This window comes from Nocardiopsis rhodophaea (genome assembly GCF_039530945.1).
In the GTDB taxonomy this organism is placed as follows: domain Bacteria; phylum Actinomycetota; class Actinomycetes; order Streptosporangiales; family Streptosporangiaceae; genus Nocardiopsis_C; species Nocardiopsis_C rhodophaea.
Genome location: NZ_BAAAPC010000027.1, coordinates 46,818 through 68,278, shown reverse-complemented (window position 1 = coordinate 68,278; position 21,461 = coordinate 46,818). Strand labels below are relative to the sequence as shown.

Annotated in this window: 20 protein-coding genes and 3 tRNA genes; 9 read left to right on the top strand and 14 right to left on the bottom strand. The window is 69.2% G+C overall.

Features of this window, described 5'->3' with window-relative positions; genetic code table 11:
• The first annotated feature begins 201 nt into the window (after positions 1–201).
• Positions 202–828 carry an endonuclease domain-containing protein gene (locus tag ABD259_RS23690; protein ID WP_344165321.1) on the top strand — a complete coding sequence of 209 codons (627 nt, stop codon included), beginning with the start codon at positions 202–204 and terminating at the stop codon, positions 826–828.
• A 450-nt stretch (positions 829–1,278) separates the two neighbouring features.
• On the opposite strand, the gene ABD259_RS23685 is transcribed toward ABD259_RS23690, so the two are convergent.
• Both ABD259_RS23685 and ABD259_RS23680 read right to left on the bottom strand, forming a co-directional pair.
• The gene (locus ABD259_RS23685; protein WP_344101500.1) at positions 1,279–1,935 is read right to left on the bottom strand and encodes a DUF2087 domain-containing protein; all 657 of its coding nucleotides are present in this window, start codon (positions 1,933–1,935) and stop codon (positions 1,279–1,281) included.
• Between the two features lie 82 nt (positions 1,936–2,017).
• Complete coding sequence (locus ABD259_RS23680; RefSeq protein WP_344101502.1) at positions 2,018–2,626, bottom strand: TetR/AcrR family transcriptional regulator; 609 nt, start codon at positions 2,624–2,626, stop codon at positions 2,018–2,020.
• A gap of 94 nt (positions 2,627–2,720) precedes the next feature.
• Between ABD259_RS23680 and hisN the strand changes: the two genes are divergently transcribed.
• The 5 genes from hisN (at position 2,721) to ABD259_RS23655 (ending at position 7,695) form a co-directional block, all read left to right on the top strand.
• Positions 2,721–3,527 carry a histidinol-phosphatase gene (gene hisN / locus ABD259_RS23675; RefSeq protein ID WP_344101504.1) on the top strand — a complete coding sequence of 269 codons (807 nt, stop codon included), beginning with the start codon at positions 2,721–2,723 and terminating at the stop codon, positions 3,525–3,527.
• A 108-nt stretch (positions 3,528–3,635) separates the two neighbouring features.
• Positions 3,636–4,229, top strand: a complete 594-nt coding sequence (locus ABD259_RS23670; protein ID WP_344101506.1) for a hypothetical protein — start codon at positions 3,636–3,638, stop codon at positions 4,227–4,229.
• A 360-nt stretch (positions 4,230–4,589) separates the two neighbouring features.
• Positions 4,590–5,810 carry an ABC transporter permease gene (locus tag ABD259_RS23665; protein ID WP_344101508.1) on the top strand — a complete coding sequence of 407 codons (1,221 nt, stop codon included), beginning with the start codon at positions 4,590–4,592 and terminating at the stop codon, positions 5,808–5,810.
• Between the two features lie 13 nt (positions 5,811–5,823).
• A complete protein-coding gene (locus ABD259_RS23660) occupies positions 5,824–6,891 on the top strand; it encodes an efflux RND transporter periplasmic adaptor subunit (RefSeq protein WP_344101510.1) in 1,068 nt (355 codons plus the stop codon).
• Entirely contained in the window at positions 6,892–7,695 is an 804-nt protein-coding gene (locus ABD259_RS23655; RefSeq protein WP_344101512.1) for an ABC transporter ATP-binding protein, read from the top strand. It abuts the gene before it with no gap.
• Between the two features lie 62 nt (positions 7,696–7,757).
• Here the strand turns inward: ABD259_RS23655 and ABD259_RS23650 are convergent.
• From ABD259_RS23650 to ABD259_RS23635, 4 genes are all read right to left on the bottom strand, one after another.
• Positions 7,758–7,834, bottom strand: a tRNA-Met gene (locus ABD259_RS23650).
• A gap of 295 nt (positions 7,835–8,129) precedes the next feature.
• Positions 8,130–8,206 (bottom strand) — tRNA-Met (locus ABD259_RS23645).
• A gap of 151 nt (positions 8,207–8,357) precedes the next feature.
• Positions 8,358–8,434 (bottom strand) — tRNA-Met (locus tag ABD259_RS23640).
• Between the two features lie 145 nt (positions 8,435–8,579).
• Positions 8,580–11,633 (bottom strand): UPF0182 family membrane protein, encoded by a 3,054-nt coding sequence (locus ABD259_RS23635; RefSeq protein WP_344101514.1) that lies wholly within the window; start codon positions 11,631–11,633, stop codon positions 8,580–8,582.
• Between the two features lie 271 nt (positions 11,634–11,904).
• Here ABD259_RS23635 and ABD259_RS23630 point away from each other — a divergent pair, with 271 nt between their 5' ends.
• On the top strand, positions 11,905–12,435 hold the full coding sequence (locus tag ABD259_RS23630; protein WP_344101516.1) for a PPA1309 family protein: 531 nt from the start codon (positions 11,905–11,907) through the stop codon (positions 12,433–12,435).
• Between the two features lie 144 nt (positions 12,436–12,579).
• On the opposite strand, the gene ABD259_RS23625 is transcribed toward ABD259_RS23630, so the two are convergent.
• The 4 genes from ABD259_RS23625 to ABD259_RS23610 all read right to left on the bottom strand — a co-directional run bounded on the left by ABD259_RS23625 (position 12,580) and on the right by ABD259_RS23610 (position 16,088).
• On the bottom strand, positions 12,580–12,939 hold the full coding sequence (locus ABD259_RS23625) for a hypothetical protein (protein WP_344101518.1): 360 nt from the start codon (positions 12,937–12,939) through the stop codon (positions 12,580–12,582).
• 173 nt (positions 12,940–13,112) lie between these two features.
• Positions 13,113–14,174, bottom strand: a complete 1,062-nt coding sequence (locus tag ABD259_RS23620; protein WP_344101520.1) for a YlbL family protein — start codon at positions 14,172–14,174, stop codon at positions 13,113–13,115.
• Positions 14,175–14,298: 124 nt separating this feature from the next.
• Positions 14,299–14,736: a molybdenum cofactor biosynthesis protein MoaE gene (locus ABD259_RS23615; RefSeq protein WP_344101522.1), complete on the bottom strand. Its 438-nt coding sequence runs from the start codon at positions 14,734–14,736 to the stop codon at positions 14,299–14,301.
• Between the two features lie 227 nt (positions 14,737–14,963).
• Positions 14,964–16,088 (bottom strand): NAD-dependent epimerase/dehydratase family protein, encoded by a 1,125-nt coding sequence (locus ABD259_RS23610; protein WP_344101524.1) that lies wholly within the window; start codon positions 16,086–16,088, stop codon positions 14,964–14,966.
• A gap of 61 nt (positions 16,089–16,149) precedes the next feature.
• Here ABD259_RS23610 and ABD259_RS23605 point away from each other — a divergent pair, with 61 nt between their 5' ends.
• Both ABD259_RS23605 and ABD259_RS23600 read left to right on the top strand, forming a co-directional pair.
• Positions 16,150–17,598, top strand: a complete 1,449-nt coding sequence (locus ABD259_RS23605) for a zinc-dependent metalloprotease (RefSeq protein WP_344101526.1) — start codon at positions 16,150–16,152, stop codon at positions 17,596–17,598.
• Positions 17,599–18,168, top strand: coding sequence for an NUDIX domain-containing protein (locus ABD259_RS23600; protein WP_344101528.1), 570 nt, complete (start codon positions 17,599–17,601; stop codon positions 18,166–18,168).
• A 598-nt stretch (positions 18,169–18,766) separates the two neighbouring features.
• On the opposite strand, the gene ABD259_RS23595 is transcribed toward ABD259_RS23600, so the two are convergent.
• From ABD259_RS23595 to ABD259_RS23580, 4 genes are all read right to left on the bottom strand, one after another.
• Entirely contained in the window at positions 18,767–19,390 is a 624-nt protein-coding gene (locus tag ABD259_RS23595; RefSeq protein WP_344101530.1) for a DUF2064 domain-containing protein, read from the bottom strand.
• Positions 19,391–19,492: 102 nt separating this feature from the next.
• Positions 19,493–20,053, bottom strand: coding sequence for a M48 metallopeptidase family protein (locus ABD259_RS23590; protein WP_344101532.1), 561 nt, complete (start codon positions 20,051–20,053; stop codon positions 19,493–19,495).
• A 615-nt stretch (positions 20,054–20,668) separates the two neighbouring features.
• On the bottom strand, positions 20,669–20,947 hold the full coding sequence (locus tag ABD259_RS23585; protein WP_344101534.1) for a WhiB family transcriptional regulator: 279 nt from the start codon (positions 20,945–20,947) through the stop codon (positions 20,669–20,671).
• A gap of 202 nt (positions 20,948–21,149) precedes the next feature.
• Positions 21,150–21,446: a hypothetical protein gene (locus ABD259_RS23580; protein ID WP_344101536.1), complete on the bottom strand. Its 297-nt coding sequence runs from the start codon at positions 21,444–21,446 to the stop codon at positions 21,150–21,152.
• Positions 21,447–21,461: the final 15 nt, after the last annotated feature.

The following is a 21,461-nucleotide window of genomic DNA, read 5'->3' as shown; positions in this document are numbered from 1 at the left end:
CGCGGCATAGCGACCCGCTTCGACAAGACCCCGCAGAGCTACGAGGCCGGACTCCACCTGTGTGGTGCGATGCTCTGGCTCCGCAGCATCGCACCACACTCATGATCAAACTCCAGACAGGACCTAGTCGCTGCGGAGTCGGCCGCCCACCTATGGGGGTTGCAGGGCCTGCCCCGCTGGCGGTGGGAAGATCACGTTCATGTGATCGTCCCACCGGAGAAGGCGTCGCGGACGATACCGCAGGTCGCCCAGCACGCGTGGCGGGTCAAGCCCGGCGAGGCAGCGATCCGCCACGGGTTGCCCGTCACCTGCCCGGGCCGCACGTTGCGCGACACCGTTCTGCACGTGGACCGCGCCTGTGGAGTCTCGCTGATCGACTCCGCTCTCCACCAGGGTCTCGTTGATGTGGGTGAGTTGGAAGAGCTGGAGGCGGCGAACCTCAACCGCAGGGGAAGCTTGCGCACCCGCCGCTGGTGGGGTGAGGCCGACGCCCGCGCCGAGAGTACCTTCGAGACACGTGTACGGCTGATCTGCACCGACGGTGGCTTGCCGCCCGACGAGCTGCAGCACTGCTTCTTCACTCCAGGAGGGGTATTCGTCGCGCGGGTCGACCTGTACTGGAAGGAGCGCAGGCTCGCCATCGAATGCGATGGCCGACAGCCCCACGGAAAGCCCGAGGTACTGGCCAACGACCGCCGGCGGCAGAACGCCCTGGCCATGCTTCGCCCGCGCATTCACCTCGTCCGACTGACCTGGGAAGATCTCAGGCGCCCCGACTACATCCTCGATTGCATCCGCCGGATCCCTTTCCCCCCACTCCCGCGATGATCATGGCAACTATCCCGGCAAATGGGACAGAATCGGGACCATTCCCATGATCATCGCGGGGAAATGAAGGCGCGTTGCGGGTCGCCTGCCCGTTGTACCTGTGAGCTGACAGGAGCGCCCCCGCCTCACCGGCCTTCGCTGCCGCTTTTCCAGCTCCACCATGAAGGAGCCCGGCAGTGCGGGCCGCTGGCCCTGGCCCGGCCCGGCGGCATCCCGACGGAGACCGGTGCCCCCAGCCCCCACCGCCCTCGGTGCTGCTTTTGACCCAAGAACACCGGAGACTCCTTGATCAGAAAAGGCCGCCTAGAATGAAAAAGTTCTTACCCCGATCACGTGGCGCCGCGGTCGATCTTGATAGCGACTACAGCACCCCTGGGAATTCTGCCCAACCGGGACGAACACATGACCATAGGGCAAAAAGAATCCGGAGTTGGCCATTACTCGGCCAGGTCACACATCGACAGTTCCGCCGCAGCGCCAATAGTGAGTCGTGTCCCTGTCCAGGAAGCCCTCGTCGACGAGGTAGCGGCGGAGGAGGGCGTGGTCGCCGTGGAAGGTGCGGAGGACCGCGTTGACCTCTGATTCCGTGTACCGCACGCCGGGTTCGAAGGTGCGGGCGACGTAGTCGAGCAAAACTAGGCGCTTGGAACGCTGGATCGGCATGGCCAGGATGCGGCCGTCGCGGGTGAAGGCGCGGAAGATGGCGGCGTCTTCACGGCCGCAGGGGATGGGTGGGTCTCGTGGGGTCGAGTGCGCACCGAGTGTCGGGGCGGGCGAGGCCGGTGAGGTGGGGGCGCGTCGTGGGGCCGATGCGGCGGCGAATGGTGCTGACGCTGTTGAGGTCATGGAGGCCGCAGCGGTCGTCGTGGTCGCCGCTACGACATTGCGCAGTTCTTCCGTGCGGGCGAACCAGTCGTTTCCATCGCGTCCGACGAGGCCGCCCTCTTCGAGTTCGGTCAGGGCGCGTACCGCGTCCGGTTCCGGGACGCCCGCGTGGTCGGCGATCTCCGTGCTGCCCGTGGCCCCCAGCACCAGGGCGGAGAAGACCCGCAGCCGTTCCGGCGCGCTCAGGAGGCGCACCAGCCGGAGTGGTTCTCCTTCAGACATACCCCCATCGAAGCAGAGCCCGGCCCAAGCGTCACCACTTCGAACGCGGACATCTCCGCGACCGGCCGCATTCGCCGGTCGATCAGGAGGAGGCGGCTTCCCGGGCAGAGGCGAGCAGGCTGCGGACCACCAGCTCGACCCGCCGGGCGGCCTGGTCCGGGTCGGTGGGCAGCAGGACGTAGGAGAGCGTGAGCCGCAGCGAGACCTCGACGATGTCGTCGGCCCGTTCGCCGAGCGAGGGCCAGCTGTCCGCCATGAAGGCTCGCATTCGCTCGCCCAACGCCACGTGGAGCGGTTCGGCACGCGTGGTGAGCACGGGCAGCAGTGCGTCGTCGCCGGTGATGATCGCGCGGAGCAGCGGGTTTTCCGCCGAGGAGGCGAGGGTCCAGCGGGTGGCCTCGCCCACCGCCTGCACCGGGTCGCTGCGGTGACTGGTGAAGATGTCCATGACGCCGTCCAGGAAACTCTCCGCCTCCCGGACCACCACCGCCTGCAGCAGACCTTCCTTGCTGCCGAACTCGTTGTATAGCGTCTGTCGCGACACGCCGGCGTCGCTCGCGATGTCGGCCATGCGCAGCCGACCCCACCGGCCAGCCAGAATCACCGTATAGGCGGAGTCGAGAAGACGCCCCCGGACGCCGACGGATCCGTTCGCGCCCTCAGGGGTCGTATGCTCACGGGCGGAAGTCATGGGAACATCCTCGCACGCGGTGGCGCTAACACTCCGGTCACGTGGGGGTGCCGGATCCGCACACCGGCCCCGAACAGGAGTAGCGTTGCTCGATATGGCGTCCTTTGACGATGATCTGCGTCTCGCCCACGTCCTCGCCGACGCGGCCGACGACATTTCCGTGAAGCACTTCCGCGCTCTCGACCTCAAAGTCGACACCAAACCCGACCTGACTCCGGTGACCGAAGCCGACCGAGCCGTGGAGGAGTCGCTGCGCAACGTGCTTTCCCGTGCCCGGCCCCGGGACGCGGTCATCGGAGAGGAGTTCGGCAAGACAGGCAACAGCCACCGCGTCTGGTGTATCGACCCGATCGACGGCACGAAGAACTACGTCCGCGGCGTCCCCGTCTGGGCCACGATGATCGCGCTGCTGGAGGGGGACCGCCCGGTGGTCGGCCTGGTCTCGGCGCCGGCGCTGAACCGGAGGTGGTGGGCTTCGAAGGACCACGGCACCTGGATGGGCCGCAGCCTCACCAAGGCGACGCGCTGCCTCGTCTCCCAGGTGTCGGAGCTAGAGGACGCCTCACTGTCGTTCTCCGAGCTGTCGGAGTGGGAGCAGCAGAACCGGCTCGACTCCTTCCTGGGGCTACAGCGCTCGGTGTGGCGCGCCCGCGCCTACGGCGACTTCTGGTCACACGTCATGGTCGCCGAGGGCGCGGTGGACATCTCCGCCGAACCGGAGCTGTCCCTCTGGGACGCCGCCCCACTTCCGGTGATCCTGGAGGAGGCCGGTGGCCGCGCCACCGACCTGCGCGGGCAGAGCTTCACCGACGGCGGGGCGCTCGTCTGCACCAACGGCATCCTCCACGACCAGGTGCTCACCTGGCTCAACGGCGGCCCGACTCCGCTCCGGGCGACCTGACCCGCGGACGCGGGTCCACGCCCCGGCGTCCCTGCCCGGTCCGACCTGCCACCGGCGAATCTGAGCGTTTCGCACACGACTACTCACTCTGCGTAGTATTTTGTGCGCATGGGGGATTCACCAGTTCGTCGTGTCCTGCCGTCCCTGTCCGCCGCAGTCCTCGGCGCAATCACCGCCGCGGGCTGCGCGGACATCTCCGCCCCTACTCCGATCACGGAGTTGGGTGCGGGGTTCGCCGCCAAGCCGACCGACACGTCCGAGAAGGCCACGCGAGGAGACGGACCCGCCGATCTGAGCGCCACCACGTTCCAGTTCGAAGTCGACGAACTCCGATTCGACCCCGAGTCGGTGGCGTGCGAACCACGGGCACTCAGCACCGCCCCCGGCGCCTGGGAGACCTCAGCGCCGCGCGAACGACTCCCCGGGGGCGCCGCGAAGCCCCACCACAGCGCCGAGGTCGGCCTCCGCAACCACGAGGGCACCACGCGCTTCCCCGTGACCGCACGCGTTATCGCGCCCGACGATACCGCCTACTCCGTCGAGACGACACTCACCGGGACCGCCTGGACGCACCTGTCCTTCCCGGACGACTTTCCGGATGGGCCGACCCGCCTGCGCGCGGGCGCCTACACGATCATCTGGTCCGCCTCCGACGACCAGGAGCTCCTCGCGTGTGACGGCTTCCACCGCCCGTCGGGCTGACGCGAAGCCCGCTTGCGTGCGGAAGGCGGGCCAGGAGGAGGGGGCGGAGGAGGACGAGCGGCGCGAGGAAGCGGGGCTCGCGTGGTGGGTCGACGCAACCGGGACGCCTGCGTAGCCCCCGCACGCTCCTCGGACACATTGCCGGATCCGGCCATTTCCTTCATCATTCCGCACCGAGGGTGACAAGCGCGACGCTGAACGCTAGGGTTCCCACGCCGGGCGATCGCGGACTCCGAAATACGTCGAAATCCCCCGTGGAAACCGCGAACCGAACACACGATCCACTGCGATGACGTTGTCGGTGCGCGTGCGTGAACACGCGCTACGCCCCCCTCGTTTTCCGCGGAAAGGGCCGACGGCTTGCTGCGTTCCCTCATCGCCGGCCTCGTGCTGGCCTTCGCCGGATCCCGGGCCAACGTGTCACGGACCATCCTCTCCTGCGCCGGAATCGTCGTCGGCGTCGCCTCCCTCATCACGGTCGTCACGGCCGGAGACTTCGGCGAGCGCTTCGCGAAGTCCTACACGGAGGCCAACTTCGGCGTCGCCGACACGTTCCAGGTCGACATCATGGACGAGCGTGTCACCGACGTCGACGCGTTCGAGACCGACCTGAAACGGGCCGGTGCGACCACGGTCTCGCTGACCGCCCACCCGGAAGGCGAGCTGCGGATGCGCGACGGCGCGACGGTGATCCCCGATGTCGACACCTACGTGGTCGACGCCGACCTGGGCGACATCCGGCGCATCAACATGGCGGCCGGACGGTGGTTCACCCAGGACGACCAGGCCTCCCTCGCCCCGGTCGTGGTCGTCAACGAGAACCTGGCCGCCCAGATCGGCGACACCGCCGAACTGCAGATCGGCAGCAGCGAGTGGGTGGACGCCCGGGTCGTCGGGATCATCGAGGCCACCGCCCTGGACAGCGACTGGAACACCGCCTACATCCTGCGCTCCCCGGCAAGCGACCCGGTGGTCTTTCCCAGCGGTGCCCCCGGCAGCGACGACGCCAGCGGGTTCGCGTCGCTCACCTACACCGTGCGCACGGAGCCGGGGTCGGTCAGCGACCAGGAGTACGCGGAGCGGCTGGCCTCCGCCTCCTGGCGGTGGGGTGTGGAGAAGAAAGAGAGCATCGCGGCCTTCCGCTCTGACAGCGGCGAGGAGATGGGCCGACTGCTCTCCTACATGTCGCTGGGCCTGTTCGGGATCGCCGCGATCACCCTGGCCACCGGGTTGCTCGGCGTGCTCAATGTCGGACTGGTGACCGTGCGCGAGCGCCGGCGCGAACTGGCCACCTACCGGGCGCTGGGGGCGAACCGGTTGACGCTGTTCATCACGGTCGTCGCCGAGTCTGTGGTGGTCTCGCTCGTCGCGGGCGCCATCGCGCTGTCTCTGTGCTACGCGGGCGCCGCCGTGGCCGACGCCCTACTGACCGACTATCTACCGTCCGATGTCTCCCTGTACGTGCCCTTCCAGGGCGTCCTCGTGGGTCTCGGCAGTGCCGCGGGCGTGGGTCTTCTGGCCGGAATCATCCCCGCGTGGCGGGCGCTGCGGGCGTCCGTGGTGGCCGGGTTGCGGGAATAGGAGCGGATCTCAGGTGAAGAAGAAGCTGATCATCACGGCGGCCGTCCTGGTCGTCGTCGTGGGGGGCGCCAGCGGCGGATACCTGCTGCTCGGCGGGATACCGGCAGGGGGTGGGGAGGACCCCGCCGCGATGGAGAGCATGGAGGACGTCGAGCTCGACAGGGGCGCACCGGTCGCGGTCGAGCACGGTGAGATCCGTTCCAAGGTCGTGCTGGACGCCACAGTGCGCGCCGACCCGGCGGAGAAGACCAAGGCCAAGAAGGGCGGAGACGTCACACGTGTGTGGGTGGCCGACGGCCAGGCGGTCGACCAGGGCGCCCCGATCGTGACTCTGGCCGTCCCGAACGAGGAGGCGGAGGAGCCCGCCGCCGACGACGCGCCCGCGGAGCCCACCGCACCGAAGACGACCGAGGTCACCCTGAGAGCACCAGCCGCGGGCAAGGTGAGCGGTCTGGGGGACCTGGAGAACGGGGACCCGGTCGAGGCCGGTTCCGTGGTCGCGGAGATCACCAAGGACTCCTACCGGGCCGTCGCCTCGATCCCGCCCAACGACCTCTACCAGTTCTACGACCGGCCCAAGGAGATCAAGCTCAAGATCGACAAGGGTCCGGCCGCGGAGAAGTGCGAGTTCATCGGGCTAGGGGAGGCCAAGGAGGACACGGGCGGGCAGCACACCGGCGACGACGGCGTCGAGGTCCCCCTGGAGGGCGGACCGGCCGGCGGAGGGGAGGCGGGCGCCGAGCTGTCCTGCCGGGTGCCGTCGGACTTCAAAGTCTTCCCCGGTGTGCGAGGCAAGATGTCGGTGATTACCGGCAAGGCGAAGAACGCGTTGATCGTTCCGGTGACCGCGGTACGGGGCAGTGCGGAGAAAGGCGAGGTCATCGTTGTCGGGGCCGACGGCTCCCAGGAGGTCCGCGAGGTCGAGCTCGGCATCTCCGACGGCACCTCCGTCGAGGTGACCAAGGGTCTGACCGTCGACGATCAGGTCCTCGACCCGGTCCCACTGGACGGGGACTTCGACGTGCCCTCTGAGGCCGAGGACCCCTACGGGGACGGCGCGCCCGTTGAGGAGGGCTTCTAGATGGCGTTCCGCTCCCCCAGGGCCGCACGGGTCCGCCCGCACGCGGCGTCCGCCGTTCCCACAGAGCCCGACGCTCCCGACCCCGCTGAGGAGGCGGCTCCCCTGCGCGCACCCCGACACCTGGGCGGCGAACGGGAACCGCTGCTGCGGATCCGCGGACTTCGCCGCTCCTTCCAGGTCTCGGGCGAGCACCTGCCCGTGCTTGTGGACTGCTCGATGGATGTCCAGCGCGGTGAGGTGGTGGCGGTCGTCGGCGCGTCGGGGTCGGGCAAGTCCACACTGCTCAACCTGCTGGGCCTGCTGGACACCGCCAACGGCGGCGAGCACATCTTCGACGGCGTCGACGTGACGCGGCTGCGTGAGGGGCATCGGGCCCGGTTGCGCAACAACGGGATCGGCTTCGTGTTCCAGCAGTTCCACCTGTTGGAGCGCCGCACCGCGATGGCCAACGTCGGGGTGCCGATGGTGTTGGGCGGTGTCCCGCTGATGCGCCGCCGCGCGATCGCTAGGGAGCTGCTGACATCGCTGGGGCTGGGACACCGGCTGCACGCCCGGCCGCACCAGCTGTCCGGCGGTGAGCAGCAGCGTGTGGCGTTGGCACGGGCGATGTGCCTGGACCCCTCGCTCATCCTCGCCGACGAGCCGACGGGCGCGCTGGACGCGGCCACGAGTGAGCTGATCATGGACCAGCTGCTGGAGCAAGCGCGGCATCGGGGGGCCGCGGTGATCGTGGTGACGCACGAGCCGAATGTGGCGTCCCGGGCCGACCGCACGATCAATATCGCCGAAGGCCGCACATACTGATCAGCACGGAGACAAAAGAAGTGGGCCCGGTACTCGTATTCCGAGTTCCGGGCCCACTTTCGTGGTAGCGGGGACAGGATTTGAACCTGCGACCTCTGGGTTATGAGCCCAGCGAGCTACCGAACTGCTCCACCCCGCGTCGGTGTTCCTTCACAGTAGCGCGTCCACCGCCGCACCACCAAATCGAATTCCGCAACCACCCGGAGGCATGACGGAGACGCGGGCTGCCCGGCAGGCGGGAGGAATGACCGAGGCCACATCGAGGTGCGCCACCGGACAGGACGGTTGGCGCACCGGGGCCACACGCCCCTCTGCCCTTATGTCGGTTTCTCGCGAATGACCGATATACCGATAGCAGGGTGGAGCACCGGGTGCGGTGACATAGAAAACAAAACGGACCCGGAAGCCAATTTTTGGCTTCCGGGTCCGTTTCTTGGTAGCGGGGACAGGATTTGAACCTGCGACCTCTGGGTTATGAGCCCAGCGAGCTACCGAACTGCTCCACCCCGCGTCGGTGTTCCTTCACAGTAGCGCGTCCACCGCCGCACCACCAAATCGAATTCCGCAACCACCCGGAAAGCCAGCGCAAACCGCCGGACGAGCGCAGACACGCGAACGGAACAAGGCCCGGTACTCGATGGTGAGCACCGGGCCTATTCACGTGGTAGCGGGGACAGGATTTGAACCTGCGACCTCTGGGTTATGAGCCCAGCGAGCTACCGAACTGCTCCACCCCGCGTCGGTGTGTCTACACATTAGCGCGCCCGCCACCACAACACCAACTCGGCGGGCGGACGGCCGCTCAGCAGAGCGCCGGGGCGGGGTGTCCCCGCCCCGGCGCGCGCCTCGGGCTGGCGATGGACGCCGACGCGGCGTCCGGGCCCCTACTCCTTCTTGGCGGCCTTCTCCAGGCGCTCCAGGGCGTCGGCGAGCCGGTCGTTGGCCTCACCATAGGCGGCGAAGTCGCCTTCCCTCAGCGCCTCCTGACCGTCCTCGTAGGCCTTCTGTGCGTCTTCCAGGGCCTGGGAGACGTCGCCGTCCGTCGGCGCGGAGTCGTCCTTGGCGCCCTCGTCGTCCTTACCGGCGTCGGCGTCCTTGTCCCCACCGGTCTCCAGGGGCCCCTCGCCCCCTTCGAAGAGGTTGTTCAGCGCGCCCTGGAGGTTGTCGCCGATGGCGACCTTCTCACCGAAGCCCACCATCACCTTCTGCAGCAACGGGTAGGCGGTCTGGCTGCCCTCCGACCGCACGTACAGCGGCTCGACGTAGAGCAGTCCGTCGGCGAACGGCAGGGTGAGCAGGTTGCCGTTGATGATCCGTGACTGCTCGCTCTGCTGCAGCGGCAGCAGTTCGTCGCGGATGGCGTCATCGGCACCGAACTGGGCCTGGACCTGCCCCGGACCCATGATCACCGTGTCCTGCGGTAGCCGCAGCATGCGCAGCTTGCCGTAGTTGTCGGACGCCGGGTTGCTGTCCACCGCCAGGAACGCGGCCAGGTTCTCGCGACCGCGCGGGACGAACGTCGAGGTGAGCGAGAAGGCCGCCTCGTCCTCGCCCGGGTACCTCAACGTCTGCCGGTACGGGGGCTCGGGGTCGTCGCCCTTCTTGGTCGGGTCCTCCGGGACGTTCCAGAAGTCCTGGCCGCCGTAGAACGCGTCGGCGTCGGTGATGTGGTACCGCTTCAGGATCTCCCGCTGCACCTTGAAGATGTCGTCCGGGTAGCGCAGGTGGGCTTCGAGATTCTCGCTGATGTCCTTCTTGTCGGTGATGATCCCCGGGAAGGCCTTGGACCACGTCTTCAGGACGGGGTCGTCCTCGTCCCAGCCGTACAGCTTGACCGAGCCGTCGTAGGCGTCGACGGTGGCCTTGACCGAGTTGCGGATGTAGTTGACCTGGTTGCCGGGCAGCGCGTTGCTGATGCCCTCGCTGAAGGTGTCCTCGGTGGCGTCGGCCAGGTCGATCCGGGTGGAGTACGGGTAGCCGTTGGAGGTCGTGTAGGCGTCCACGATCCACTGGACCCGGCCGTCAACGACCGCCGGGTAGGGCTTGCCGTCGACCGTGAGGAAGGGCGCGACCTTCTCCACACGCTTGGCCGGATCGCGGTCGTACATGATCCGCGACTCGTCGCTGATCGCGCTGTTCAGGAGAATGTCGGGCTCGCTGTACTTCAGCGCGTACAGGATTCGCTCGAAGAAGTTGGACAGCTGCACGCCGCCGCTGCCTTCGTAGCGGTTGGTGGCCTGGCCGGAGCCGTTGCCCTTGTCACCCTCGTCGGCACCGCCACCGCCGCCGCCCTGGTCGGCCTCGTTCGCCTCGGGGCTCGGGGTGGAGTCGGCGCCACCGTCGCCGTCGGCCGGCGCCTTGGCGTTGTCGGCCTGCTGGTCGGTGTTCTTCTCGTTGCCCTCGGTGGCCGCGGCGCCCGGCGTGGCCTCGGGGGTTTCGGCGTCCTCGGTGGTGGGCACATCCTCGTCCCCGCCGCCCAGCGGGAAGTCGTACTCCGGCTCGGCGTTGACGATGACGTAGTCGGCGCCCTCCTGGCCGTAGTAGATGCGCGGCTCGTACTCGCCGGCGACCTCCGACAGCTTGCCCTTCGGCGGGATGTTGTACTCGGTGAAGACCGGGCGGCCCTGCTTGTCGATCTTGTTGCCCGCCGCGGCCACGATGCCGAAGCCGTGGGTGTAGACGGTGTGCCGGGTCAGCCAGTTGTCCTGGCCCTCCGGTGGGCCGTCCAGCTCGCGGGCGGCGATGATGGTGTCGACGGGCTGACCGTCCTCGGTCTTGTACCGGTCGACATCGAGGACGTTGGGGAACTGGTAGAAGCCGCGGACCTGCTGCATCTGCTGGAAGGTCTGGGACACGACGGAGGGGTCGACCAGCCGCACGCTCGGGATGGTGGCGGCCTCTTGGGCCAGCTGGCTCGCCGTCAGCTCGGTCTGCGCGTCGTAGGACGCGACCTCGGCGTCGGCGATGCCGTAGGCATCACGCGTCGCGTTGATGTTGCGCGTGATGTAGGGGCCCTCAAGCCGCTGCTCGTTCGGTTTCACCGTGAACTGCTGGACGATCGCCGGGTAGACGCCGCCGACCAGCACCGCCGAGAGCACCAGCAGGCCGAGGCTGACCATCGGCACCATAGCGTTCTTGAAGTAGATGTTCGCGAAGAACAGCACGGCGCAGACGAGCGCGATCAGGGTGAGGATGATCTTCGCGTAGAGGACGGCGTTGACGTCGGTGTAGGAGGCGCCGAAGGTGTAGCCGGACTCGGAGAACACCAGCCCGTACTGGTCGAGCCAGTAGGAGGCGGCCTGCAGCAGGACGAAGACGCCGAGCAGCACGGACAGGTGGACGCGGGCGGCCGGAGTGGCCCGCTGCCCCTGGGTCTGCAGGCGGACGCCGCCATACAGGTAGTGCACCACCACCGCCGCGATGAACGCGAGGACGACGGCAGCGAACAGGTAGCCCAGCACGACCCGCACGAAGGGGTAGGTGAACGCGAAGAAGGAGATGTCCATGCCGAACTCGGGGTCCTCGACCCCGAACGGCGTGGCGTTCGCGAACTGCAGGTAGACGTTCCAGTCGCTGCTGGCCGAGGCGCCCGCGAGCAGGCCGAGGCCGCCGGCGATGCCCCAGAAGAACAGCTTGCGGTGCGGGTCGATCGTCATCCGGTACCGGTCGAGGCCCTGCTGCTCCAGGCTCACCGGCCGGGACATCGGGCGGGTGCGGTACGCGAAGTACATGCTGGCACCGACGATGAGCGTCATCACCAGTCCGGCGCCGAGGAACAGGAGCGCCCGAGTACGCAGCTCGGTCAGGAAGACCGAGGCGAAGCCGACGGAGCTGAACCATTTGTAGTCGGTCAGGAAATTCACGGAGAGCAGCAGACCCGCGATGATGACGACCACGACTGCCGCGACGGGCGCGAGCAGCCTTGATCGGCGAGGCATACGCGCTGTCGGTGCGCCGGGCGATCGGAAGCTCACGCCTCCCCCTCGTTCTGACGGTCGATGTTGGTAGGCCGAGGAACGCACGGTCCCCCTGTAACCGGCAACTTATTGGGTCGCCCGAGGGTTCCCGAATCCACGCGCCGGAGCGATGACAACCTGGCATCGTCCTGGACTCGGGGACGTATCGGCCTTCTGTGACACAGAGCCTACTGCGCTGACGCTTTTTCGCTCATCCACCTGTCCGGTGGTGTGGATAGGCCACCATGGAAGGGTGTCTTTCAATATTCGCGAAGTCGTCATGGACCTCGAACGCCACGCCTCTGATCAGGGGTGGGACCAGCCAGTGCGGGTCTACGCCCTGGTGCCCACGTCCGATCTGCTGGAGCGTGAGCCCGCGCTCGCCGGGATGCTGGGCGTAAGCGCGCCGGTGGACCCGTCGGCGCTGACGCCGATCGAGCAGGAACCGCTGCCCGAGGAGCTGCCGCTCGAACAGGCTCTGGGCCGGATGGCCTGGCCCGATGCGGTGGCCGGGTGCGCGCTGGTGATGGAACGGCTCGTGGTGAAGGGGTCCGACGAGACGCTGGCGCCGCCGAAGGACGGCGACACCGGCCCGTGGGCCCAGTCGCAGGAGGGGGCCGAGGAGATCCGGATGGTCGCGGGGGTGCTCCGGGACGGCGGGCGGCACTCGGCGCTGCGCATGCGCAGCCATGACAGTGAGGACCAGGTACTCAACGGGGAGGACCTGGTGCCCGCGCTCACCTCGGCGCTCGCGCTGACGCTGGAGGAGGACGGCGACGGCTGAGCCTCCACCACCGCTTCCCCGTCACCCCTCGTCTCCGTTGGTCTCGGGGATATCGACCTTGCTCCGGCGGGTATCTCGGTCGCTATCCCCGAGGCCAGCGTCAGGCGGGGGCGGGGGCGGAGCCGTAGGGGCGATGGGACGAGGTCAATGGGGCGTGGCGCACAGCCCGACACCGGCGTCGATGAGTTCGCCGAGGTTGGCCTTGAGGTCGTAGGGGGACTCCGGCGCATCGGCCCACACCGGTTTGATGCTGGGGAACCCCGCGCGCTGTGCCTGGCTGTTGAGCTGGTACTCCGTGCCGTCGACGGTCGCGGTGACGACCTCGCCGTTGTAGCAGCGAAGTTCGGCATTGTCGGTTTTGAGCGGCCATGTCTTGCCGTCGCGCTCGAAGGCGGCACGCGTGACCGTCTCTTCGCCGTCGGGCGCCGTGTCCATGTGGACAGCGCACGCGCTGAGGAGACCGATGCCGCCCAATAGGGACAGGGCGGCAAGCGTTCGACGCACGCGGAAAACCTCCGGAAGGTCGAGAGGGAAAGGGAGACCGGAACGGAACGACTCTACGGGAGGCGTGCGCCGCCCTCCCGCCGTATTGGAGCTACCTTGACTGTGTTTTTGCCGCCCCTGTCCTCCCGCACGGGACTCAGCAGCGGCGGTGCTCCACGCCCGGCGCCGCGGCCCTACTGATTCGGCTCGCAGCGGGGCAGGTCGTCTGCTCCGTCGCCGGTGCGGATGGCCTCAAGGGCGTCCACCGCCTCGCCGAGCTCGCTGATCTTGACGACCTCGATATCGCCGGTGGCCGCCGAGTCGAAGGTCTGCGAGCAGGCGCCCGCGGCCACGAAGAAGTACTCGGCTCCCTCGCGCTGGGCACTGACCATCTTCTGCTCAACGCCGCTGACCGCCCCCACGGTGCCGTCCGGGCTGATAGTGCCCGTCCCGGCGATCTTGTGCCCGCCGGTGAGGCTCTCCTCGCTGAGCCGGTCCATGATGCCCAGCGAGAACATCATCCCTGCGCTCGGGCCGCCGATGTCGCCAACGCTGATGTCGATGTCCATGGGGAAGTCCATGTCGTCGCGGACGAGGACGCCGATGATGGGGGTGCCGTCGTCGCCCTTCGCCGTGGTCAGCGTGATCTCCTTGCTTTTCCCGTCGCGGTCGACGGTGATATCGACGACGTCTCCCGGCTTCCGGTCACCGACCTCCTCGACGACCTCCTCCTTGCCGCCGACCGGCTCACCGTCGACGGCGGTGATGATGTCGCCCTTGGCGATCTCGCCCTCGGCCGGCATGTCGTCGCCGACCCCGGCGACCAGGGCGCGCGTGTCGTAGTCGATGCCCAGTTCGGTGAGGGCGGCGGCGGTGGCGTTCGTCTGTGAGTCGTTCATCTGCACGGACTGCGCCTGGGAGATCTCCTCGACGGTGCGGTCCGGCGGGAAGAGCGCCTCCTCGGGAAGGACCGCCTGACTCGGCGACAGCCACGCGCTGAGCACGGTGAACAGGTCCATGCGCGAGCTGGGGCCGCCGGAGTACTGCACGGTCACCATCGACAGCCCGCCGTCGGGCTCGTAGCTGTCCTCCCCCTTGATGCGGATGACCGGGCCGCCTTCGGGGTCCTCGCCGATGGTGTTCAGCGTGATACCGGGCGAGGCCACGAGATACGGGACCGGGAGGTACATCCCCGCGACGCCAAAGCCGACCAGCAGAACAAAGGCGACGAACAGGGTGATGACACGACGCAACATGCTGCACAGCCTAAACGGACCACCGGGAATCGGGGCGCATCCCGGGCGCGGAGCCCCCGAATCGTGTCATGCCGCCAGGTCACGCCACGTCTCCGTCAGACCGGGCAACCGTCACGCACGGGGCTCAGCAGGCCCCGACCCACTCGGCGTCGCCCTCGTCGAAGACCTGGTGCTTCCAGATGGGGACCTCCGCCTTGATGTCGTCGATGAGCCGCCGGCAGGCGGCGAACGCCTCCTCCCTGTGCTCGGCGGCGGCCGCCACGACCACCGCGATGTCACCGATGCGCAGTTCGCCGACGCGGTGCAGCGCGGCGACCTTCCACACCGGCCGACCGTCCTCGGAGGTGTCGGCCACGACCTTCTCCATGACGCGCCGCATCTCCGCCTCGGCGCTCGGATGCGCCGAGTACGTCAGGGCCGACACGCCCCGCCCGTGGTCGTGGTCGCGGACCGTCCCGATGAAGAACGCGGTCCCCCCGACGCGAGGCTCGCCCACGGCGTCGATGACCTCGTCGACGGACAAGGGCGTCGCACGGATTCCTGCCAGAGTGATGTGATCCACAGAGTCGACGTTACCAACGGGCCCGCCCGGCCGGACGAACATCCAATGCGCCGGTGACCTCGTACTCCGACGCTTGGAGCGCCCCACAACCGCGGTGCGCTCCCCGGCACCCACCGGGCTGGCAGGCCCCGCCGTTCCGAGCCAGCGCAGCCGCACTCCGCGGCGCCCGCGGCCGCTCGGCACCGCTCCTGGCTGACCAGAAGCGGCCGACGCCGACCGGCCCCGCCTCAGCCCCTGCGGCGCTTGCGCAGGTGGCGCACGGCCGCCGCCGTACCGATCGCGGCCACGGCGGCGCCCGCCGCACCGGCCGCGGTGATCGTGGCCTCCTTGCGGCCGACCTTCCGGCCGACCAGGGCGTGCTCACCGGCACGCGCCTCCAGCAGGACCTGCAGCGCCTCGGCGTTGTCGTACATCGGCCGCCACCCGGCCTCACGCAGGGTCACGCAGTCGACCACGCACGGGTAGACCAGGAACTTGATCTCGCTCGCCGATGCCGGAGTGATCCCGACCCGGTGCAGCCGCTGCGTGGTGCCGAACGCGAAGTTCGCGGGCAGCTCGAAGCGGCGCAGCTCGGCGATCTCCTGCGCCTCGGTCTGGGAGAGCGACCCCTCGCAGCCGACCGCGAGCGCGCCGTCTTTACCGTCCACGCCGTGCGCCACGATGAACTCCAGCGCGTCGGCCAGGTCATCGACGTGGCAGAACTGCCACTGCTGCTCGCACCCCTTGACCGAGAGCAGCCGGGGCGCGGCGAAGTGCCGCGTGACCAGGGTGTCGAGCCCGGGACCGACAAGGGGGGCCGGGCGCACCACGCTGACCGACAGCCCGGGGTGGGCGCGGCGTGCGCGGCCGGCGAGGTCCTCGATCTCGGTGAACTCCCCGATGAGGCCACCGCCCATCTCTGCGGTGACCGGCGCGTCCTCGGGGATCGGGACGGGGTTGTCCGGGGCGGCGCCGTAGACCATCGTGCTCGTGAGCAGGATCACGCGGGGCACGCGTTCGGCGGCGGCCGATGTGAGCACGGTCTGCGCGCCGCGGATGTTGCTCGCCCGGCGCTCGGCGGCGGGGGTGTCCAGGGAGCGGTCGTCGTCGGCGTGCACGACGACATCGACTCCGGTCAGCCGACTCGCCAGGCTCGGGCTACGGACATCGGCGATACGCCAGGTGACGCCTTCGGCGTCGCCCCGGTGTGAGTCGATCGCGACGACCCGCCCGATATTTCCGGAATCCTGGGCCTCCGCCAGTCGTTCAACGAGCAGGCGTCCAACGCCGGACGCGGCCCCAGTGACCGCGACGACGGGCCCCCCGGCGCCGGGAGTGTGCTGTGGGCGAACCTGACTGTTTCGGGTACTCACTCCAGGCGGCTCCCAGCTAACGTGACAGTGGAGACATTCCTATCCTGCCTGAGGTCTAATCGTGAGCGACCTACCTTTTGGATTCAGCATGCCGAACGACCCGGATGACGAGTCGGGACGGCGATCGGGTAACTCCGGTTCCGGGGCCGGAGACAACGGCCCAGGCGGGGTTCCGAACATGCCAGGGGGATTCCCGTTCGGTGATCCCCAGCAGATGGCCCAGATGCTGCGCCAGTTCGCCGACATGATGGCGGCGCAGCCGTCACCGGGTTCGCCCGCCGGTGAGGGCGGCGTGAGCTGGGACATCGCCAAGAACATCGCGCGGCACACGGTGTCCGCCAAGGGCGACGCCAGTGTCGGGCCGATCGACAACGCCCACATGCAGGAGGCCCTGCAACTGGCCGACCTGTGGCTCAACGAGGCCACCACGCTGCCCTCGGGTGTGCAGACGATGGAGGCGTGGAGCCGGTCGGAGTGGGTCGAGCGGACCATGGACACCTGGGCGCGCCTCTGCGACCCGCTGACCTCCCGCATCGTCGAGTCGATGGGGCAGAACCTGCCGGAGGAGATGCAGTCCGTGGCCGGCCCCTTCATGGGCATGGTGCGGCAGGTGGGCGGCATGCTGGTCGGCCAGCAGGCCGGGCAGGCCATCGGCGAGCTGGCGAGCGAGGTCGTCGGTTCCACCGACGTCGGCATTCCACTCGCGGGCGAGGGACACGCGGCGCTGCTGCCGTCGGGCGTCACCGCGTTCGGTGAGGGTCTGGAGATCCCGCGGGACGAGGTGCGTCTCTACCTCGCGGCCCGCGAGTCCGCGCACCACCGCCTGTTCAGCCACGTGCCGTGGCTGCGCTCGCACGTGTTCAGCCTGGTCGAGGAGTATGCGCGCGGCATGTCCTTCGACATGAGCGGGCTGGAGGAGAAGCTCGGCCACATCGACATCTCCAACCCCGAGGCGCTGCAGGAAGCGCTGTCCGGGGCGGAGGGCGGCGGGCTGTTCCAGCCCGAGGACACGCCGCAGCAGAAGGCGTCGCTGGCGCGGCTGGAAACGGCCCTCGCCCTGATCGAGGGATGGGTCTCGGTCGTGGTCGAGGCCGCTGTGGCCGACCGGCTGCCGCAGGCGGCGTCCCTGGGCGAGGCCACCCGCCGTCGGCGTGCCTCCGGAGGACCGGCCGAGCACACCTTCGCCGCGCTTGTCGGCCTGGAGATGCGCCCGCGCCGGGTGCGCGAGGCCGCCGCGCTGTGGAGAGCCCTGGGTGAGGCCCGCGGGACCGAGGGGCGCGACGCCGTCTGGGCGCACCCCGACCTCATGCCGTCCAGCTCCGACCTGGACGATCCAGGCGCATTCGTGCGCGGCGAGTCCGACATCGACGTGCCGGACATCGACATCAGCCAGTTCACCGAGGCGCAGCCGACCGAGCGGGACGCCTCCGACAGCGAGGCCACCGACGCCAAGGACACCGACGACGCGCCCGGCACGGACAACGGGGACAACAAGGAGGACAACGGTTAGGTGAGCGTTGACGCTGGCACCCGCGACCTGCACGCCGACGCCCGCGAGGTCCTGGCGTCCTGGACCGCGCCCGACGCCGCCCAGGAGGAGCTGCGCCGCACCTACCTCGACCACCTGGACCGCCATCCCGATGGGGTGTGGCGGTCCTGCCTGCCCGGCCACGTGACGGCGAGCGCCGCGATCGTCGATCCGGACGGCACGCGCACCGTGCTCGCCCTGCACCGCAAGATCCGGCTCTGGCTGCAGACCGGGGGCCACTGCGAATCCGCCGACGCGGCATTGGCGTCGGCGGCCCTGCGTGAGGCCACAGAGGAGTCGGGCATCGCGGACCTGCGGCTGCTCCCGGAGCCCGTACGCCTTGATCGCCACTGGGTGGGCTGCGGCGGGGGCACGTGGCACCTGGACGTGCAGTACGTCGCCATCGCCCCGCCTGATGCCGAGCCGGTGCGCGATCCCGCGGAGTCCGACGACCTCGGCTGGTTCCCGGCCGACGGCCTGCCCGAGCCCACCGACGCGGCCTGCCGCGCGCTGGTCGCCGCCGCTGCCGCGGCGGCCCGCCGCGCCACCTGAGCCGGGGCCGGTTGAGCAGGCGGTCTCCCCTTGATCGTCGCGGTGCGGGGACCTGGGGTCTGCTGGGCGGCCTTGTCGGCGTTCTCCCTTTCCGGTGTTCGGTGGTGAAAAGCGGCACTGACGGCGGAGGGGGCTGGGGTCGCTGGTCGTCTCCGGGGGCGCGGCCGGGCGGGGCAGCGGCGGCGGCCCGCCCCGCCGGACACCTGCCGGGCGGAGGGGCGGGGCGGCGACGAGGGAGAGGGGGTGGCGCGCCCCTGGCCGGCTCTCGGGCGGGCCATGCGGGCGGCCCGGAAGTCGGGTGGTAGGCCGCCGTGCGCCGACTATGTCCGGTTTGCCACAAGTTCCCCGCGATGATCATGGGAGTTGTCCCGGTTCTGTCCGGTTTGCCGGGACCATCCCCATGATCATCGCCAGAGGGGGTCGCCGCATCGCGGAAGGCGCCTCACGCGAAGCGAGAAGACCGCCTCAGGCCGCGCGTCTCCGCCCCGCCGCCCCCGCCAGGGGACCGGGCGCCCCCAGCCCCCTCCGCCCTCGGTGCCGCTTTTCACCGCAGAACATCGGACAGGGCGAACGCCGACAAGGCCGCCCAGCAGACCCCTTACCGCCGCCCAGTGCTCAGCAGGGAGCGGGTGACCTCCCATCCCTCCAGGCCGGGGTCGAGGCGGGAGATGTCGGCCGGGGTGCGGATCCGGTGCCAGCCGGGGACCGCGGACAGGGCGCGGCGCTCCGGGCAGAGCGTGCTCAGGCGGGCGAGAGCATCCGGGGCATCGAGATCGACACCGTCGGCCCAGGCCGGGGCGGGAATACGAGCGGCGAGGGCGACCAGGCCGCCGCCATCGGCGGGGCAGACGGCGACGGCGGCGCCGCCGAGGGCGCGAAAGAGTTTGCCGATCAGCAGCCTCGGCAGGTCCGGGGCGTCGGCCGCGATCACGGCGGCCTCCTCGGCGCCGTGATCGCGCAGGGCGGCCAGGGTCCGCGACAGCGGAGCGCCGCCGGTGAGGCGCAGTACGGGCGTGCCGGGCCAGGTGAGGTCGGTGGCCGCGGCGGCGAGGCGGTCGGCTGCGTCGGGACGCTCGGCCCACGCCGCGACAGCGGGGGCGCACTGTTCGAGGTCCGCGACGACGTCATAGGTGTCTTCGGAGAGGACGGACTGGAACGTGCCAGGGTCGATTCCGGGTGGCGGTGCGGTTCCTGTACCGGGCGTGATAAGTACGGCCGCCATGCGCACCGAGCGGTTCCCCCTCCGTCGTAGAAGCTGTGCTCCATCACACATCGATTCCACGACGAGGATGCCACGCCACCTCGCTGGCGTGTGGCGGTTCCGCTATTCGTCTTCGAGGATGTCGTCCTCTTCGTCCTCGACCTCGCCACTGCCTCCGGCGTCGAGGCGCGGGGCGGCACTGACGCCCTCCAGGTAGCCGCGCGCACGTTCGGCCTTGGGATAGCGACGGACCATATCCCAGAATTCCGGACCGTGGTTCGGGATGATCAGATGCACCAGTTCGTGCATGAGGACGTAGTCGACGACCCACGACGGCATGCCGGACAGCCGCCGCGAGAGGCGGATGGACCCGGCATCGGGGGTACAGGAGCCCCACCGGGTGCGCTGGTTGTCGACCCACCGCACGCTGACGGGCTGGGCCAGCCCTTCGAGGTAGCGTTCCGCCAGCTCGAACGCTCTGGTCTGGAGGGCTTCATCGTCGGGGCGGCGGCGTTCCTCCCGCGCCTCCAGCCGCTCAAGCATGCGATCGACCCAGCGCTGCTCCTCGGCGCTGGAGAACGATGCGGGAACGAGGACGACCGTCTTGTCCCCATCGCGGTAGGCGGACACGGTCCGCTGGCGGCGAGGACTGCGACGTACCTCGATCTTCGTGTTCGAAGGCACAAAATCACGTTAGCTCAGAGTTGACGAACACCACAGACCGATGTTGCGGCTTTTTTGCCGTTCACCGCTGCAGGACCACGCGGCGAGGGGCGCGGAACCCTATGTGATCTCCGGCACCCGTCCTTCCCGCAGCCGCTTGCGGCACACCCCTCGAAGTGGCCACATCCGGCCATCCTGGCCGCCTTGCGCCACAACGGCGACGTGGCGTGGTAGCGCTGCGTTCGTCTGGCACAGCGGACGGGGCCGATGCCCCCGGGCTCCGCCGCGGGTCATCGGCCCCGTGCCGTCAGGCACTATCGCGTGCCACACGTGCCGTGCTCAGCGCCTCGTTCACCGGCCGTGTGCCGTCAACACAGGCGCGACCACCGTATTTCTATGAGCGCTCGTTCCGCACGCGCGCGCTCCCGCAGCTGGGCCCGGAGTTGGCGTGCTTGGAGACGGCTGCGCTGGCGGTCGTGCGTCTTCTCATCGACCGTCTTCTGCAATTGGACGAGTTCGAACAGCATGCTGAGTGACCTTCTTCTGGGTGTGGCGCGGTTCTCGCACCGCGATGAGGTGATGCGGGCAGTGGACCCGGCCGGGTGTGACCGGTGGACCAAGGGTCGTGGGCGCGGCTCAGGCCGCGACCGGCTGGGGGTTCTTCCGGGGACGGCCGCGCGGACGCTTGCGCGCGACGACCTTGCCGGCGACGAAAAGCTCGCCACCCCACACGCCCCACGGCTCCCGCCGCTCCAGGGCGTCGGCCAGGCACTGCTCCCGGACGGGGCAGGACTGGCAGACCGCCTTGGCGGCCTCCACATCCGCCGGGGCCTCGGCGAAGAAGAGGTCAGGCTCCCAACGACACGGAACCTCGGCCTCGCCGAGCCACGGAGTCTCCAGGACCGACGCGAGCATCGGTGTCCTCCCTGATTTCGTGTTGAACGCGGTTGGCGACATCTGCCTCCGGAGGTTCTTCCGGAGGGCGGGGCCAAGACTGCGTGCAACGCCGCGAGACGGTCCTCTCCTGGCGGGGAGACCGTCGATGCGGTGAAGCGAAACGGCCGCGGCCCCTTATGTGGGGTCCGCGGCCACGGGAGGAATCACCCGGCCTGGTGAGCTAGACCGGTGACCTCCGTGGACACTCCCCCACAGCGCCCTTGGGGCGCGGGGTGGTTGCTACTGCGGATGCGAGTTCGACGTGGCGGCGATCCGTGCCGGTGGCCACGAGGGCATAGATCTCCCCCGGACCCGGCTGGAACTCCCTCTGCGTCAGAGGCATCTGGACCGTGGCGGTCCGGCCTTCGACGTAACGGAGTTCCTGGGATGCGACGTCACCGTGCATGGCGGTGCCCCCGACAGCACTGATCGGGCCGAAGCCAACGCTCAGGCCGAACTGCAGAGTCTGCATGTTCATCAGATGGGACACCTC